Raw genomic sequence first — 15,660 nt, forward strand, 5'->3', positions numbered from 1 at the left:
TCACCAGCGGATGGGCAGCGGAAGGGCCGTCAGCAGCCCGGACACGGCGACCACCAGGCCCAGCGCGACGACCTCCGCCCGCGCCGGCGCACAGGCGGTCAGCGGGTCGGCCGCCCGGCGCAGCCGCTGCCGTGCCCACAGGGCGAGAGCGGCGACGGCTGCCACGAGGAACACCTTGGCGAGCACGGCCCGCCCGTACGCCGTCGCCGTCAGCTGCACCAGGATCGTCTCCGGCGGCATCCGGCGCAGTGAACTCCACACGCCCGTCGCCGTGATGGCGGCGAGCAGAACGGTCGCCACGCGCGCGTAGAGACCCAGCAGGGCCGCGCCCGCCTCCGTGCCGTACCGGTTGCGCCACGGCCTCAGGGTCCGCAGCGCGTGCAGCAGCCCGCCCACCCACAGCGCCGCACACGTCAGGTGGACGAGCGTCAGCCCGGAGCCGGTCAGCGGGGTGTGCTCGGTCGCCGGGTGTGCGCGCAGGGCCTCGGCGATCACCACGGCGGCCAACGGCCACAGCTGCGTGGCCGGCCGGCGCGACACGGCACACAGCCCCGCCACGAGGAACGCGTTGACCTCCAGCAGGGCGAGCTTGCCGTCCCGCGACGCGTAGAGCCCGCCGGTGTCGATGTCCGACAGGCCGTCAGGGACGAGATTGCCCGTGGCCACGACCGAGGCGAGCCCGAGCGCGGCGACGAAACCGGCCCCGGCCGCGAACGGTGACCAGCTGCGCGGCACGACCGGATGGCCGGCGGCTGCCTCCGTGCCCGGCACGCAACGCGCCAGCCTGTTCACGAACAGCTCGCCGACCGGCACGCACAGGGCCGCGAACAGCACCGTGCGCAGCAGGGCTATGCCCCGGGCGCCGGGCGCGGCGGCCTCCCCGGTGCCGTGCAGCGCGGTGGCCGGGCCGAGCACCGGGATCAGCGCGGCCAGCGCCACCAGCACCAGGAAGGCGACGGGTCTTGTCAAGGTCACCCCGAGATCTTCACCAACCTTCACACGGCTGGGCAAATCCAGGAGAACGAACTCATGCACCGCTCGACGCGGCCGACCACCACAACCGGACTTCCTTGCCCACGTCCGTCGGCCGCAGCTCCCATCCCTGCGCGAGCGCGACCTCGGCGACGTACCACCCGCCGACGCCGCGGTAGGCGCGCAGCGGTATCGCACACTCCACCGGCGGCTTCGGCTTGTGCGGCTCGACCGGCGCGGAGGCCAGGGCGGTCCACTTCCCGACCGCCTTGTCCACGCGCGCCTTGTAGTACTCGGAGTCGCCCTCATGGCGCAGCTCGGGCCAGGACACGCACCAGGAGGCCAGCCGCCCGACGCGGTCCAGCGCCCCGCCCATGGCGTTCAGGTAGCGGTTTTCGAGCTTGCTGCTGAACGCCGTGATCACCTCGGCGAACATGCCGACGACGAGGAAAGCGGCCGCCACGCCCAGCCCCAGCGCACACACCACCGGAAACCACACCACGCTCCCCGCGAACCGCAGGGCCAACTGCCACTGAGGCCGCACCGGCCGGGCTGTCCAGGTCCAGTGATCTTCGTACACGTCCATGACAAGAAATCCTGCCGCAGACACGAAGCGGGCCGGGCGGGTGTCCCCGCCCGGCCCGGATCGCCTTCACACGAGCTCTACTTGGTCACCGCGTCCAGCGCGTCCGCGATGCCCCAGCCGTAGAAGCCGTTGCGGTTCTTCGAGCCCTCGCACACCGCGTCGATCTTGCCGTCGGCGTCGATGTCGTACGGGTCCGTGCACGCCTTGGCGTCGGCCTCCGCGTACAGCAGGGCCTTCACCAGGGCCGGAGAGGCGTACGGGTGCGTCGACTTGATGAGGGCGGCGACGCCCGCGACGTGCGGGGACGCCATCGACGTACCGGCCATGTAGCCCCACTTGCCGCCCGGCAGCGTGCCCAGGATCAGCCCGCTCGTGGCCGGCGGCTCCGGCTTCTGGTAGGCGGTCGAGTCGCCGCCCGGGGCGGCTATGTCGGCGACGCCCAGACCGTAGTTGGAGAAGGACGACTTGACGCCCTTCGCTCCCGTCGCCGCGACCGTGACGACGCCCGGCAGCTGGGTCGGGATGTCGAGGCACTCCGACGGGTCGACGACCCGGTCGCCCGGCGTGGTGTCGTTCGGCGACGACGGGTCGGTGATCTCGTCGGAGGCCAGGTCGTAGTTCTCGTTGCCGGCCGCCGCGACGTTGACCGCGCCCTTCTTCTCCGCGTACCGCGAGGCCCGGCCGACCGCGTCCAGCAGCGCCTTCTGGTCCGGGTCGTTCTTGCAGTTGAAGTACCAGGGGTCGGTGTAATAGCTGTTGTTCGTCACGTCGACCCCGTGCTCGGCCGCCCACACGAAGCCGCACACCACGGCCTCCGTGTAGAAGAAGCCGTCGGGGTTGGACACCTTGATGCCGGAGACCTTCACCCCGGGCGCGACACCGGTCATGCCGACGCCGTTCTTCGCGGCGGCTATCTCACCCGCCACGTGCGTCCCGTGCGGGCTCTCCGCGGCGCTCGGCCGCCAGGCCCCCTCGGACGTGTCCGGCTTGCCCGAGACGCAGTTGACCGAGGCACCACGGTCGAAGTTGGGCGCGATGTCGGGGTGGGTGTCGTCGACGCCGGTGTCGATCACCGCGACGGTGACCTTGCTGCTGCCCAGGGACTTCTCGTGCGCCTTGTCCGCCTTGATGGCGGGCAGGTCCCACTGCAGGCCCTCCAGCGGGTCCTGGCCGGCCGCCGCCTCGGCGTCGGCGACCTCGGCCGCGCTCAGCACCTTCGGCGCCCCCAGGTCGCCCGTCGCCGCCGAGGGCAGCGGTGCGGTGCGGGTGGCCCCGGCGGACTGCACCCCGCGCACCTTGCGGATGCTCTTGGCGAAGTCCGGGTTCGAGGAGTGGACGACGATGACGCCGATCTGGTCGTACGACGTCACGATCGTGCCGCCGGCCTGGCCGACGGCCTTCTTCACGTACGCCGAAGTGCCGTGGCCCGGCTTGACGTTGACGACGTAGCTGAGCGAGGTCGCGTCGGCCGAGACCGCCGCGGGCGCCTCGTCGGCGGCCGTGGCCGTGGTGTTCGGCAGGAACGCGAGGGCCGTGGCCATGGCCATCCCGGCCGGGATCGCGACGGCGCGGCGGTAGCGCGCGTGCGGCGCAGTCATGCTGTCTCCAGTTCGTTCGCGGTACGGGCGGACGGTGCGGGAAGTCTGAGGAGCGCGCGTCACTTGACGGCGCGCAGCGCGTTGACGATGCCGTACCCGTAGAAGCCGTTGACGCGCTTGCCGCCCTCGCACACCGCGTCCTGCGTGCCGTCACCGTCCTGGTCGTAGGACTCCGGGCAGGCCGTCCGGTCGGCCTGTGCCTTCAGCAGGGCCTGGAGCTGGGCCGGGGACGCCCCGGGGTGCTTGGACTTCAGCAGCGCGGCGACACCGGAGGCGTGCGGGGAGGCCATCGAGGTGCCCTGGAGGTAGCCCCACGCGCCGTTCGGCAGGGTGGACAGGATGCGGCCGTCCTTCGAGGGCGTGTCCGGGATCTGGTAGCGCCGGTCGCCGCCCGGCGCCGCGACGTCGACGACGCCCTTGCCGTACGTCGAGAAGTACGACTTCACGTTGTCGACGCCGGTCGAGCTCACCGTGACGACACCCGGGAGCTGGTTCGGCACGTCGAAGCACTCGTGCGGGTCGATGGTGCGCTCGACGGGGGTGGAGTCGTCCGGGCTGGAGTCGTCTACGATCGCGTCCGCGTCCAGGTCGTGGTTGGAGTTGCCCGCCGCGGCGACGTTGAGCGTTCCCTTCTTCTGCGCGTACAGCTGCGCCCTGTTGACCGCGTCGACGATGGCCCGCTGGTCCGGGTCGTCCATGCAGTTGTACAGCCACGGGTCGACGTAGTAGCTGTTGTTCGTGATCTCGACGCCGTGGTCGGCGGCGAACACGAAGGCGCACACCACGCTCTCCGGGTAGAAGAGGCCGTTCGCCCGGTCGGTCACGTTGATGCTGGAGACCTTCACACCCGGTGCGACGCCTGCCACGCCGATTCCGTTGCGGGCGGCGGCTATCTCACCGGCGACATGCGTGCCGTGGTAGTCCTCGGCGGTGTACGGCCGCCAGGCGCCCTGGCTGGTGTCGGGCTTGCCACCGGCGCAGTTGGCGGACTGGGACGCGGAGAAGTTCGGGGCGATGTCGGGGTGGGTGTCGTCCACGCCGGTGTCGATCACGGCGACGGTCACCTTGCTGCTGCCCGGGTTGATCTTCGCGGCCTCGTCGGCGCCGATCGTGCGCAGATCCCACTGGTCGGCCTCGAGGGGCTCGCTCTCGGGCGTCTTCGCCGAGGCGGCCTCGGTGCGCTTCGCCTGGGCGGCCGTCAGGTACTCGACCGCGCCCTCCTCCTTCGTCCCCGCGGCGGCCAGGGGCGTGGTACGCGTCGCGCCCGCCGACTGGACCCCGCGGGCCGTGCGTATGGTCTTGGCGAAGTCGGCGTTCGAGGAGTGGACGACGATCACGCCGATCCGCTCGTACGTGGCCACGACCGAGCCGCCGGCCTTCCCGATCGCCTTCTTCACGGACGCGATCGTGTGCCGGTCCACCTTGGTGTTGACGACGTACGCAAGCTTCGGCGCGTCCGCCGTCCGCGTGGCCGACTCCGCCTGCGGGGCCGCCGTTGCGGCGGCGGGCAGGAAGCCCAGCGAGGCCGTCAGGGACAGCACGACGGGCACGGCGAGGGCGAGCCGGCGTCTGGAACGCAAGTGAGACATGGGGTCTCCACATCCTCCGGAAACGAAACCGGCCCGAGGCACAGGTGGTGCTCGGGCAGGTACATGACGAGGTGGTGCAGGGCGAAGCTATCCCGCGCTCTCGCTGGCCAGCAACGTTTTGTCGAAACGACTTCGGAAAGAACGCCGCGCGGTTGAACCGGTTCTCGCGTGCCGCCGTGACGTTGGACAAGGAGCGCGAGGACACTCGCCTCCGTCCCCGTTCACAACCGCTTCCGTCATCGCGAGGAGACTCTCCGTGGCCACCGACGCACCGCCCCCCTCGAAAGAGCAACACAAACTCCCCTCACCCGAGGAGTTCAGCGAGGTGCAGGAGAGCGCGGAGTTCGGTGAACTGCGCCGCTCCTACCGCTCCTTCGCCTTCCCGCTGACCGTCGCCTTCATCGCCTGGTACCTGCTGTACGTCCTGCTGTCGAACTACGCGGGCGGCTTCATGGGCACCAAGCTGTTCGGCAACATCAACGTCGCCTTCATCCTCGGCGTCGCGCAGTTCATCACCACGTTCCTCATCGCCTGGTGGTACTCGCGGCACGCCGCCGCGAAGCTCGACCCCAAGGCCGAGGCCATCAAGTCCCGGATGGAGGGCGACGCATGAGCGCCGTACAGCAGACAGTCCTCGCCGCGAACGAGGCCAGCGAGCACCGCCCGCTGATCATCACCCTGTTCGCGCTGTTCGTCCTCGCCACCCTCGGCATCACCATCTGGGCGGGCCGCCAGACCAAGGACGCCGCGGACTTCTACGCCGGCGGACGCCAGTTCAGCGCCTTCCAGAACGGCCTCGCCGTCTCCGGCGACTACATGTCCGCCGCGTCGTTCCTCGGCATCGCCGGCGCGATCGCCATCTTCGGCTACGACGGCTTCCTCTACTCCATCGGCTTCCTGGTCGCCTGGCTGGTCGCGCTGCTCCTGGTGGCCGAGCCGCTGCGCAACTCCGGCCGCTACACCATGGGCGACGTGCTCGCGTACCGCATGCGCCAGCGCCCGGTCCGCACCGCCGCCGGTACGTCCACGATCGTCGTGTCGATCTTCTACCTGCTGGCCCAGATGGCCGGCGCGGGCGTCCTCGTCTCGCTGCTGCTCGGCATCACCTCCGACGCCGGCAAGATCCTCATCGTCGCCCTCGTCGGCATCCTGATGATCGTGTACGTCTCCATCGGCGGCATGAAGGGCACCACCTGGGTCCAGATGGTCAAGGCCGTGCTGCTCATCGGCGGCACCCTCCTGATCACCTTCCTGGTGCTGCTGAAGTTCAACTTCAACATCTCCGACCTGCTCGGCACGGCCGCCGAGAACAGCGGCAAGGGCGCCGCCTTCCTGGAGCCCGGCCTCCAGTACGGCGCGACCGGCACCTCCAAGCTGGACTTCATCTCCCTCGGCATCGCCCTGGTGCTCGGCACCGCCGGTCTGCCGCACATCCTGATCCGCTTCTACACGGTGCCCGACGCCAAGGCCGCCCGTAAGTCCGTGAACTGGGCCATCGGCATCATCGGCGGCTTCTACCTGATGACGATCGCGCTGGGCTTCGGCGCCGCCGCGCTCATCTCGCAGGAAGAGATCATCGCCTCCAACCCGTCCGGCAACACGGCGGCACCCCTGCTCGCCCTGCACCTGGGCGGTGTCGACTCGACCTGGGGCGCGATCCTGCTCGCCACGATCTCGGCGGTGGCCTTCGCGACGATCCTCGCCGTCGTCGCCGGCCTCACCCTCGCCTCCTCGTCCTCCTTCGCGCACGACATCTACGCCAACGTCATCCGCAAGGGGAAGGCCTCCGGCGCCGAGGAGGTCCGCGCGGCCCGCTGGGCGACGGTCTTCATCGGCGTGATCTCCATCGGCCTCGGCGCCCTGGCCCGCGACCTGAACGTGGCCGGCCTGGTCGCGCTCGCCTTCGCGGTCGCGGCCTCCGCCAACCTGCCGACGATCCTCTACAGCCTGTTCTGGAAGCGGTTCACCACCCAGGGCGCCCTGTGGTCGATCTACGGCGGTCTGATCGTCGCCGTCGGCCTGGTGCTGTTCTCACCCGTCGTCTCCGGCGACCCCAAGGCGATGTTCCCCGAGGTCGACTTCGCCTGGTTCCCGCTGAAGAACCCGGGCATCATCTCGATCCCGTTCGGCTTCCTCATGGGCTGGCTCGGCACGGTCCTGTCCAAGGAGGAGCCGGACGCCAAGAAGTACGCGGAGCTGGAGGTCCGGTCCCTGACCGGCACCGGCGCCCACTGAGCACGAACCCCCTCGCGCGGCCGCGTCGTAGGAACCTCCAGGTCCCTGCGGCGCGGCCGCGCCCCGCGTCGTGGGATCGGGCCTGTGGTGATGTCAGTGGGGTCACGTAGGCTCTCAAGTGTCGGAGAGGAAGTGCTCCGGGCACGATCCGCATCGAGGGAGGGGGCCCACGTGCTCATCGACACCTACGGCCGAGTGGCCACCGACCTGAGGGTCTCGCTGACCGACCGGTGCAACCTGCGCTGCACGTACTGCATGCCCGAGGAGGGCTTGCAGTGGCTGGCCAAGCCTGACCTGCTCACGGACGACGAGATCGTCCGCCTGATCGACATCGCGGTCACCTCCCTCGGGATCGAGGAGGTCCGCTTCACCGGCGGCGAGCCCCTGCTGCGACCCGGCCTGGTCGGCATCGTCGAGCGCGTCGCGGCCCTCGAACCGCGCCCCCAGATGTCCCTCACCACCAACGGCATCGGCCTCAAGCGCACGGCGGCGGCCCTGAAGGCGGCAGGCCTGGACCGGGTCAACGTCTCGCTCGACACGCTCCGCCCGGACGTCTTCAAGACCCTCACCCGCCGCGACCGCCACAAGGACGTCATCGAGGGCCTGCACGCCGCGCGCGACGCCGGCCTCACCCCGGTCAAGGTCAACTCGGTTCTGATGCCGGGGCTCAACGACGACGAGGCCCCCGACCTCCTCGCCTGGGCCGTGGAGCACGACTACGAGCTGCGCTTCATCGAGCAGATGCCCCTGGACGCCCAGCACGGCTGGAAGCGCGACGGCATGATCACGGCAGGCGACATCCTGGCCTCCCTGCGCACGCGCTTCGAGCTGACCGCCGAGGGCGAGGAGGCACGCGGTTCGGCACCGGCGGAGCGCTGGCTGGTGGACGGCGGCCCGCATGTCGTCGGCGTGATCGCCTCCGTCACGCGCCCCTTCTGCGCGGCCTGCGACCGCACCCGCCTCACCGCCGACGGACAGATCCGCACGTGCCTGTTCGCCCAGGAGGAGACCGACCTGCGCGCCGCACTCCGCTCGGACGCCCCGGACGAGGAGATCGCCCGCATCTGGCGCCTGGCGATGTGGGGCAAGAAGGCGGGAGCGGGCCTGGACGACCCCTCCTTCGTCCAGCCGGACCGTCCGATGTCGGCGATCGGCGGCTAGGGCTGCTTCTGCGAGGGCTCCCATTCCTTCAGCAGGACCACGTCCTTCAGGAAACCCCGCACCCCGAGGAACTGCGACAGATGCTCGCGATGCTCCTCACAGGCCAGCCACGTCTTGCGCCGCTCCGGCGTATGGATCTTCGGGTTGTTCCACGCCAGCACCCACACGGCATCCGCACGGCAGCCCTTCGCGGAACAGATGGGCGTCTCGTCACTCACAGCTTCGTCTCACCACTGCACACAGAAAAGGCGACGCCGAGCAGCCACGGGGGGAGCTGCCCGGCGTCGGTCCGTCGCTCCGACGGGGGATGCGGAGCGCGTACGAAGTATGTCACGGGTAACCCCGAGCCCGGCACCGGAACAACATGATTGATCTGAGCTTTTCTTGAGCTTGGCGGGAAGATGACGTCCGTCCGTGACCGCCTGCGAACGCCCCTACCGCTCCTGCGACTCGCTCCGCGCCCCCGGCACCGTCCCCGACACGGCATCTTCCGCGACGGATTCCGCGGGTCCGTCCTGCGTCCCCGACGGCGCGATCATCGGCCGCACCGGCGGCACCACGAACGTGGACGGCAGAGACGGCGCGTTCTCGCGCCCGGCGTTCGCGATCACCACCGCGATGTACGGCAGCACCAGCCCGAGCACCAACGCCACGACGGCGACGTGCCGTTCGACGTTCCACAGCGTGGCCGCGAGGATCACGGAGATCGTGCGGACCGTCATCGAGATCACGTACCGGCGCTGCCGCCCGCGAACGTCCTCCTGAAGCCCGGCCCGGGCGCCGGTGATCCGGAAAACCTGGACGTGTCCGCCGCCATGCTGCTTCCGCATCGCATTCCACCATCCGCCCGTATCGCCACTCTCCCCGCCCCGTAGCCGCCCTCGGCCGGTCGGGGACCCTGCCCAGGGCAGCTTCCACGTTACGCCGCGCCTGCGCCGGCCACGAGACCGGGGCCGGTCCGGCCCGCGCGAACGGCCTGAGCCGTGATACGTACGGCCATCCCTGGCATGCGGCGTAGGGCACCTGGGCCGACACTGGGCGTAGTGCTCACGTCGAGCCGTACGAGGAGGCAGCGATGGGCTGGTTGTGGGCGATCATCGTGGGACTGGTACTCGGTCTGCTCGCCAAGGCGATCATTCCGGGCAGGCAGCACATCCCCCTGTGGCTGACCGTCATCCTGGGCATGATCGGCGGCATCGCCGGCAACGCCATCGCCCGGGCGGCCGGTGTCGACGCCACAGCGGGCATCGACTGGTGGCGGCACGTCTTCCAACTGGTGATGGCGATCATCCTCGTCGGTCTCGGCGACCGGGCCTGGACGGCGGCCAGGGGAAGCAGAGGAAGGGCATAACGGGGCACACGGCGAAGGGGACGGCCTCCGGCACCGGAAACCGCCCCCTTCCTCGCGCACTCAGGCGCCGGTGACCTCCACCGCCGCCAGGTTCTTCTTGCCCCGGCGCAGCACCAGCCAGCGGCCGTGCAGCAGGTCCTCCTTGGCGGGGACCGCGTCCTCACCGGCGACCTTGACGTTGTTCACGTAGGCACCGCCCTCCTTGACCGTGCGGCGCGCGGCCGACTTGCTGGCCACCAGGCCGACCTCGGCGAACAGGTCGACGACCGGGCCGAGCTCGGCGACCTGGATGTGCGGCACCTCCGCGAGGGCCGCGGCCAGCGTCCGCCCGTCGAGCTCCGCCAGCTCGCCCTGCCCGAAGAGGGCCTTGGACGCGGCGATCACGGCGGCCGTCTGGTCGGCGCCGTGCACCAGCGTCGTCAGCTCCTCGGCCAGCGCACGCTGCGCGGCACGGGCCTGCGGACGCTCCTCGGTCTGCTTCTCCAGCTCCTCCAGCTCCTCGCGGGAACGGAAGGACAGGATGCGCATGTACTTGGAGATGTCCCGGTCGTCCACGTTCAGCCAGAACTGGTAGAACGCGTACGGCGTCGTCATCTCCGGGTCGAGCCAGACCGCGCCGCCCTCGGTCTTGCCGAACTTGGTGCCGTCCGCCTTGGTCATCAGCGGCGTCGCCATGGCGTGCACCGTGGCGTCCGGCTCCAGCCGGTGGATCAGGTCCAGACCCGCCGTGAGGTTGCCCCACTGGTCGCTGCCGCCCTGCTGGAGCGTGCAGCCGTACCTCCGGTACAGCTGGAGGAAGTCCATGCCCTGGAGGAGCTGGTAGCTGAACTCCGTGTAGCTGATGCCCTCGGAGGACTCCAGGCGCCGGGCGACGGAGTCCTTGGTCAGCATCTTGTTGACGCGGAAGTGCTTGCCGATGTCCCGCAGGAACTCGATCGCGGAGAGGTTCTCCGTCCAGTCGAGGTTGTTGACCATGACGGCGGCGTTCGCGCCCTCGAAGTCCAGGAACGGCTCGATCTGGGAGCGCAGCTTGCCGACCCAGCCGGCGACCGTCTCCGGGTCGTTCAGCGTGCGCTCCGCGGTCGGACGCGGGTCGCCGATCAGGCCCGTGGCACCGCCGACCAGCGCCAGCGGCCGGTGACCGGCCTGCTGGAGCCGGCGCACGGTCAGCACCTGCACCAGGTGCCCCACGTGCAGGGACGGCGCCGTCGGGTCGAAGCCGCAATAGAACGTGACGGGACCGTCCGCGAGCGCCTTGCGCAAAGCGTCCTCGTCAGTGGACAGGGCGAACAGCCCGCGCCACTTCAGCTCGTCGACGATGTCCGTCACGGTTCTCGTGTCTCCTTGATGATCTTCGGGCAGTCGGGTGACAGCCGACTACGAGGTTATACGCCCTGACTGACAGAGCTCATATTGAAATCCGGTACGCGCAGCGCCGGCATCGCGGCCCTGGTGAACCAGTCGCTCCACTCCCTGGGCAGCGTCTTCTCGGTCCGCCCCGCCTCCGTGGCCCGGCCCAGCACGCCGACCGGTGACTCGTTGAACCGGAAGTTGTTCACCTCGCCGGTCACCTCGCCGTTCTCGACGAGGTAGACACCGTCCCGGGTCAGGCCGGTGAGCAGCAGCGTCGCCGGATCGACCTCCCGGATGTACCACAGGCAGGTCAGCAGCAGCCCGCGCTCGGTGTTCGCGACCATCTCGTCCAGGGAGCGGTCGTCGCCCCCGTCCAGGATCAGGTTCTCGATGCCCGGCGCCACCGGCAGGCCGGTCAGCCCGGCACTGTGCCTGCTGGTCGTGAGGTGCCGCAGCTCGCCCCGGCTCATCCACTCGGTGGCCGCGAGCGGCAGCCCGTTGTCGAACACCGACTGATCGCCCCCGGAGGAGTGCGCGATCACGAAGGGCGCCGACTCCAGACCGGGCTCGTTCGGGTCGCTGCGCAGCGTCAGCGGCAGCTCGGTGAGCTGCTCGCCGACCCGCGTACCGCCGCCCGGCTTGGAGAACACCGTGCGGCCCTCCACCGCGTCCCGGCCCGACGCCGACCACATCTGGTAGATCAGCAGGTCCGCGACGGCCGTCGGCGGCAGCAGCGTCTCGTACCGGCCCGCGGGCAGCTCCACGCGCCGCTCGGCCCACCCCAGGCGCACGGCGAGCTCCGCGTCCAGCGCCGCCGGGTCGACGTCCTTGAAGTCCCGGGTGGAGCGACCGGCCCAGGCGGACCGGGTCCGGTCCGGCGACTTGGCGTTCAGCTCCAGCGTCCCGTTCGGCTGGTCGTGCCGCAGCCGCAGCCCCGTGGACGTCCCCACGTACGTCGACACCATTTCGTGGTTGGCGAAGCCGTACAGCTCCCGGCCGCCCGCACGCGCGCGTGCGAAGGCCTCGCCGAGCGCCGGAGCGAAGTCGGCGAACACGGCGGAGGAGGTTTCGGCGGGCGCCTCCGTGAACTCCGGCGCCAGCGGCACACCGGTGACCAGCGGCTGCGCGTCCTCGGCGGGCCCGGCGCCGCGCGCGGCGGCCTCGGCGGCCCGCACCAGGGGCTCCAGCTCGTCGGCCGTCACGGCGGACCGTGACACGACCCCCGAGGCCGTGCCCTCCTTGCCGTCGAAGGTGGCGACGACGGTGAGCGTGCGTCCGCGCGTGACCCCGTTCGTGGTCAGCGCGTTGCCCGCCCAGCGCAGGTTGGCGGTGGACTGCTCGTCGGCGATGACGACACACCCGTCCGCCCGGGACAGTTCGAGGGCGCGCTCGACGACCTCGTGCGGCTTGCTCGTGCGCGCGCTCATCGACCCGCCTCCTGCGTGGTGTTCAGAATGTTGACGCCCTTGAAGAGGGCCGACGGGCAGCCGTGCGACACGGCCGCGACCTGGCCCGGCTGGGCCTTGCCGCAGTTGAAGGCGCCGCCCAGGACGTAGGTCTGCGGACCGCCCACAGCGGCCATCGAGCCCCAGAAGTCGGTCGTCGTCGCCTGGTAGGCCACGTCCCGCAGCTGCCCGGCGAGCCGCCCGTTCTCGATCCGGTAGAAGCGCTGCCCGGTGAACTGGAAGTTGTACCTCTGCATGTCGATCGACCAGGACCGGTCGCCGACGACGTAGATGCCCCGCTCCACGCCTCCGATCAGGTCCTCGGTGGACATCCCGGCCGGGTCCGGCCGCAACGACACGTTGGCCATGCGCTGCACCGGCACGTGCCCGGGGGAGTCGGCGTAGGCGCAGCCGTTGGACCGCTCGAAGCCGGTCAGTCTCGCGATCCGCCGGTCCAGCTGGTAGCCGACGAGCCTGCCGTCCCTCACCAGGTCCCAGGACTGCGCCGCGACGCCCTCGTCGTCGTACCCGATGGTGGCGAGCCCGTGCTCGGCGGTGCGGTCGCCGGTGACGTTCATCAGCTCCGAGCCGTAGCGCAACTTGTTCAGCTGGTCGAAGGTGGCGAAGGAGGTGCCGGCGTAGGCGGCCTCGTAACCGAGCGCCCGGTCCAGCTCGGTGGCGTGCCCGATGGACTCGTGGATGGTCAGCCACAGGTTGGACGGGTCGACGACCAGGTCGTACAGGCCCGCCTCGACGCTCGGCGCGCGCATCTTCTCGGCGAGCAGCCCGGGGATCTGCTCCAGCTCGCTCTCCCAGTCCCAGCCGGTGCCCCGCAGGTACTCCCAGCCGCGTCCCACGGGCGGCGCGAGGGTGCGCATGGAGTCGAACTCGCCGCTCGACTCGTCCACCGACACGGCGTTGAACACCGGGTGCAGCCGCACCCGCTGCTGTGTGGTCACGGTCCCGGCGGTATCGGCGTAGAACTTGTTCTCGTGGACGGTGAGCAGTGAGGCGTCGACATGGTCGACCCCGTCGGCCGCCAGCAGCCGCGCGCTCCAGTCCCCGATCAGCCCGGCCTTCTCCTCGTCGGGCACGGTGAACGGGTCGATCTCGTACGACGAGATCCAGGTCTTCTCGGCGTGCACCGGCTCGTCGGCCAGCTCCACCCGCTCGTCCGATCCGGCCGCCTTGATCACCTGCGCGGACAGCTTCGCCATGGCCACCGCCTGCCCGGCGACCTTGGCGGCGGCGTCCAGGGAGAGGTCGACACCGGACGCGAAGCCCCACGTACCGCCGTGCACGACGCGCACCGCGTACCCGAGGTCGGTGGTGTCCGACGACCCGGCGGGCTTGGCGTCCCGGAACCGCCAGGAGGCGCTGCGCACCCGCTCGAACCGGAAGTCCGCGTGCTCGGCGCCCAGCGCACGCGCGCGGGCGAGGGCCGCGTCGGCGAGGGGGCGTAGGGGGAGGGCCGTGAAGGCCTCGTCGATGGTATGAGGCACCGCCGTCTCTTTCTGTCGAGGTGACCGTGGTTGCCGTACGTCGTGACTGCTCCGATCATGTCGTCTCAGCCCGCGCGCGGGCCACGAGTTTCGCGACCCGGACGCGCGGTTTCTGTAGGGACCCGACAGTGAGTCCCCTACGCCACTGTCGGTGCCCGATTGTCCGCGGGCGTGCCCGGACCGATAGGTTTTCGAGGAAGCCGCCTGTCATCGCCGCCTGTCGTCCAGGCGCCCGGGCGGGGTATCAGACCGCTACCGAAAGGGTGATCCGTTGAGCCGCTCGGTTCTCGTCACCGGAGGCAACCGGGGCATCGGCCTCGCCATCGCCCGCGCTTTCGCCGATGCAGGCGACAAGGTCGCCATCACGTACCGCTCGGGTGAGCCCCCGGCGGCCCTGACAGATCTGGGCTGCCTCGCCGTCAAGTGCGACATCACCGACGCCGAGCAGGTGGAGCAGGCCTACAAGGAGATCGAGGAGACCCACGGCCCCGTCGAGGTGCTGGTCGCCAACGCCGGTGTCACCAAGGACCAGCTCCTGATGCGCATGTCCGAGGAGGACTTCACGTCCGTTCTCGACACCAACCTCACCGGCACCTTCCGCGTGGTCAAGCGCGCCAACCGCGGCATGCTGCGCGCCAAGAAGGGCCGCGTCGTCCTGATCTCGTCGGTCGTCGGACTGCTCGGCTCGGCGGGGCAGGCCAACTACGCCGCCTCAAAGGCCGGCCTCGTCGGCTTCGCGCGCTCCCTCGCCCGCGAGCTCGGCTCGCGCAACATCACCTTCAACGTCGTCGCGCCCGGCTTCGTCGAGACCGACATGACCGCGGTGCTCTCCGAGGAGCAGCGCGCCGGCATCGTGAAGCAGGTCCCGCTCGGCCGGTACGCGCAGCCGGAGGAGATCGCCGCGACGGTGCGGTTCCTCGCCTCGGACGACGCCTCGTACATCACTGGAGCCGTCATCCCCGTTGACGGCGGACTGGGAATGGGTCACTGATCACCATGAGCGGAATTCTCGAGGGCAAGCGCGTCCTGATCACCGGTGTGCTGATGGAGTCCTCCATCGCCTTCCACGCCGCCAAGCTGGCCCAGGAGCAGGGCGCCGAGATCATCCTGACCGCGTTCCCGCGGCCCACGCTGACCGAGCGCATCGCCCGGAAGCTGCCCAAGCCCACCAAGGTCATCGAGCTCGACGTGACCAACGACGAGCACCTCGGGCGCCTGGCCGACATCGTCGGCGAGGAGCTCGGCGGCCTCGACGGCGTCGTCCACTCCATCGGCTTCGCCCCGCAGGACGCGCTCGGCGGCAACTTCCTCAACACGCCGTTCGAGTCTGTCGCCACGGCCATGCACGTCTCGGCGTACTCCCTGAAGTCGCTCACCATGGCCTGCCTGCCGCTGATGCAGAACGGCGGCTCCGTCGTGGGTCTGACCTTCGACGCGCAGTACGCCTGGCCGCAGTACGACTGGATGGGCCCGGCCAAGGCCGCCCTGGAGGCGACCAGCCGCTACATGGCCCGTGACCTGGGCAAGCAGAACATCCGCTGCAACCTGATCTCGGCGGGCCCGATCGGTTCCATGGCCGCGAAGTCCATTCCGGGCTTCGGCGAGCTCGCCTCCGTGTGGGACTCCCGCTCCCCGCTGGAGTGGGACCTGAAGGACCCCGAGCCGGCCGGCCGCGGCATCGTCGCCCTGCTGAGCGACTGGTTCCCTAAGACCACCGGCGAGATCATCCACGTGGACGGCGGTCTGCACGCCATCGGAGCCTGACTCCCGTACGTCGTCGGCGCCCCGTTTCCCGCAGCGCGCGGGGAGCGGGGCGTCACCCGTTCGGCTCATCCGGCCGGGCGGGGGAGGCTCACAACCGGGCACCC

At 70.3% G+C, this 15,660-nt stretch carries 15 protein-coding genes; 6 read left to right on the forward strand and 9 right to left on the reverse strand.

The genetic code is table 11. The features are described 5' to 3' along the window. The 4 genes from SCNRRL3882_RS31740 to SCNRRL3882_RS31755 form a co-directional block, all read right to left on the reverse strand. Nucleotides 1-975: a CopD family protein gene (locus SCNRRL3882_RS31740; RefSeq protein WP_010037755.1), complete on the reverse strand. Its 975-nt coding sequence runs from the start codon at nucleotides 973-975 to the stop codon at nucleotides 1-3. A gap of 52 nt (nucleotides 976-1,027) precedes the next feature. Beyond that, nucleotides 1,028-1,558, reverse strand: coding sequence for a hypothetical protein (locus SCNRRL3882_RS31745; protein WP_010037753.1), 531 nt, complete (start codon nucleotides 1,556-1,558; stop codon nucleotides 1,028-1,030). A gap of 77 nt (nucleotides 1,559-1,635) precedes the next feature. After that, on the reverse strand, nucleotides 1,636-3,156 hold the full coding sequence (locus SCNRRL3882_RS31750; protein WP_010037751.1) for a S8 family peptidase: 1,521 nt from the start codon (nucleotides 3,154-3,156) through the stop codon (nucleotides 1,636-1,638). 59 nt (nucleotides 3,157-3,215) lie between these two features. After that, nucleotides 3,216-4,745 carry a S8 family peptidase gene (locus SCNRRL3882_RS31755; RefSeq protein WP_029181019.1) on the reverse strand — a complete coding sequence of 510 codons (1,530 nt, stop codon included), beginning with the start codon at nucleotides 4,743-4,745 and terminating at the stop codon, nucleotides 3,216-3,218. Between the two features lie 256 nt (nucleotides 4,746-5,001). On the opposite strand from SCNRRL3882_RS31755, the gene SCNRRL3882_RS31760 reads away from it, so the two are divergent. The 3 genes from SCNRRL3882_RS31760 to moaA all read left to right on the forward strand — a co-directional run bounded on the left by SCNRRL3882_RS31760 (nucleotide 5,002) and on the right by moaA (nucleotide 8,141). Continuing rightward, on the forward strand, nucleotides 5,002-5,358 hold the full coding sequence (locus SCNRRL3882_RS31760; protein ID WP_010037747.1) for a DUF485 domain-containing protein: 357 nt from the start codon (nucleotides 5,002-5,004) through the stop codon (nucleotides 5,356-5,358). Further along, nucleotides 5,355-6,980, forward strand: coding sequence for a cation acetate symporter (locus SCNRRL3882_RS31765; protein WP_010037746.1), 1,626 nt, complete (start codon nucleotides 5,355-5,357; stop codon nucleotides 6,978-6,980). The genes SCNRRL3882_RS31760 and SCNRRL3882_RS31765 overlap by 4 nt, the downstream gene beginning before the upstream one ends. A 171-nt stretch (nucleotides 6,981-7,151) precedes the next feature. Further along, on the forward strand, nucleotides 7,152-8,141 hold the full coding sequence (moaA, locus tag SCNRRL3882_RS31770; RefSeq protein ID WP_010037743.1) for a GTP 3',8-cyclase MoaA: 990 nt from the start codon (nucleotides 7,152-7,154) through the stop codon (nucleotides 8,139-8,141). Here the strand turns inward: moaA and SCNRRL3882_RS31775 are convergent. Further along, the gene (locus tag SCNRRL3882_RS31775) at nucleotides 8,138-8,359 is read right to left on the reverse strand and encodes a hypothetical protein (RefSeq protein ID WP_029181018.1); all 222 of its coding nucleotides are present in this window, start codon (nucleotides 8,357-8,359) and stop codon (nucleotides 8,138-8,140) included. The two genes, moaA and SCNRRL3882_RS31775, sit on opposite strands and share 4 nt — an antisense overlap. 216 nt (nucleotides 8,360-8,575) lie before the next feature. Next, a complete protein-coding gene (locus SCNRRL3882_RS31780; RefSeq protein ID WP_010037741.1) occupies nucleotides 8,576-8,971 on the reverse strand; it encodes a DUF3099 domain-containing protein in 396 nt (131 codons plus the stop codon). Nucleotides 8,972-9,216: 245 nt separating this feature from the next. Here SCNRRL3882_RS31780 and SCNRRL3882_RS31785 point away from each other — a divergent pair, with 245 nt between their 5' ends. Beyond that, a complete protein-coding gene (locus tag SCNRRL3882_RS31785; protein ID WP_010037740.1) occupies nucleotides 9,217-9,492 on the forward strand; it encodes a GlsB/YeaQ/YmgE family stress response membrane protein in 276 nt (91 codons plus the stop codon). A gap of 60 nt (nucleotides 9,493-9,552) precedes the next feature. Here SCNRRL3882_RS31785 and tyrS read toward each other — a convergent pair whose 3' ends face one another. From tyrS to SCNRRL3882_RS31800, 3 genes are read right to left on the reverse strand one after another with little or no spacing between them, the layout of a single operon-like run. Continuing rightward, nucleotides 9,553-10,821, reverse strand: coding sequence for a tyrosine--tRNA ligase (tyrS, locus tag SCNRRL3882_RS31790; protein WP_010037739.1), 1,269 nt, complete (start codon nucleotides 10,819-10,821; stop codon nucleotides 9,553-9,555). Nucleotides 10,822-10,877: 56 nt separating this feature from the next. Further along, entirely contained in the window at nucleotides 10,878-12,272 is a 1,395-nt protein-coding gene (locus tag SCNRRL3882_RS31795) for a metallopeptidase TldD-related protein (RefSeq protein WP_010037738.1), read from the reverse strand. Further along, the gene (locus SCNRRL3882_RS31800) at nucleotides 12,269-13,792 is read right to left on the reverse strand and encodes a TldD/PmbA family protein (RefSeq protein WP_010037737.1); all 1,524 of its coding nucleotides are present in this window, start codon (nucleotides 13,790-13,792) and stop codon (nucleotides 12,269-12,271) included. Before SCNRRL3882_RS31800 ends, SCNRRL3882_RS31795 begins: the two co-directional genes overlap by 4 nt. A 271-nt stretch (nucleotides 13,793-14,063) precedes the next feature. Here SCNRRL3882_RS31800 and fabG point away from each other — a divergent pair, with 271 nt between their 5' ends. Then, nucleotides 14,064-14,783, forward strand: a complete 720-nt coding sequence (gene fabG / locus SCNRRL3882_RS31805) for a 3-oxoacyl-[acyl-carrier-protein] reductase (RefSeq protein WP_010037735.1) — start codon at nucleotides 14,064-14,066, stop codon at nucleotides 14,781-14,783. A 5-nt stretch (nucleotides 14,784-14,788) separates the two neighbouring features. Beyond that, the gene (gene fabI / locus SCNRRL3882_RS31810) at nucleotides 14,789-15,556 is read left to right on the forward strand and encodes an enoyl-ACP reductase FabI (protein WP_010037733.1); all 768 of its coding nucleotides are present in this window, start codon (nucleotides 14,789-14,791) and stop codon (nucleotides 15,554-15,556) included. Nucleotides 15,557-15,660: the final 104 nt, after the last annotated feature.

The sequence above is a fragment of the Streptomyces chartreusis NRRL 3882 genome (genome assembly GCF_900236475.1).
GTDB classification, from domain to species: Bacteria; Actinomycetota; Actinomycetes; order Streptomycetales; family Streptomycetaceae; genus Streptomyces; species Streptomyces chartreusis_D.

Coding starts and splice junctions, on each gene's coding strand:
- SCNRRL3882_RS31745 (WP_010037753.1), bottom strand. CDS start 1,558: ATGGACGTGTACGAAGATCACTGGACCTGGACAGCCCGGCCGGTGCGG.
- SCNRRL3882_RS31750 (WP_010037751.1), bottom strand. CDS start 3,156: ATGACTGCGCCGCACGCGCGCTACCGCCGCGCCGTCGCGATCCCGGCC.
- SCNRRL3882_RS31755 (WP_029181019.1), bottom strand. CDS start 4,745: ATGTCTCACTTGCGTTCCAGACGCCGGCTCGCCCTCGCCGTGCCCGTC.
- SCNRRL3882_RS31765 (WP_010037746.1), top strand. CDS start 5,355: ATGAGCGCCGTACAGCAGACAGTCCTCGCCGCGAACGAGGCCAGCGAG.
- SCNRRL3882_RS31780 (WP_010037741.1), bottom strand. CDS start 8,971: ATGCGGAAGCAGCATGGCGGCGGACACGTCCAGGTTTTCCGGATCACC.
- SCNRRL3882_RS31785 (WP_010037740.1), top strand. CDS start 9,217: ATGGGCTGGTTGTGGGCGATCATCGTGGGACTGGTACTCGGTCTGCTC.
- SCNRRL3882_RS31795 (WP_010037738.1), bottom strand. CDS start 12,272: ATGAGCGCGCGCACGAGCAAGCCGCACGAGGTCGTCGAGCGCGCCCTC.
- fabI (WP_010037733.1), top strand. CDS start 14,789: ATGAGCGGAATTCTCGAGGGCAAGCGCGTCCTGATCACCGGTGTGCTG.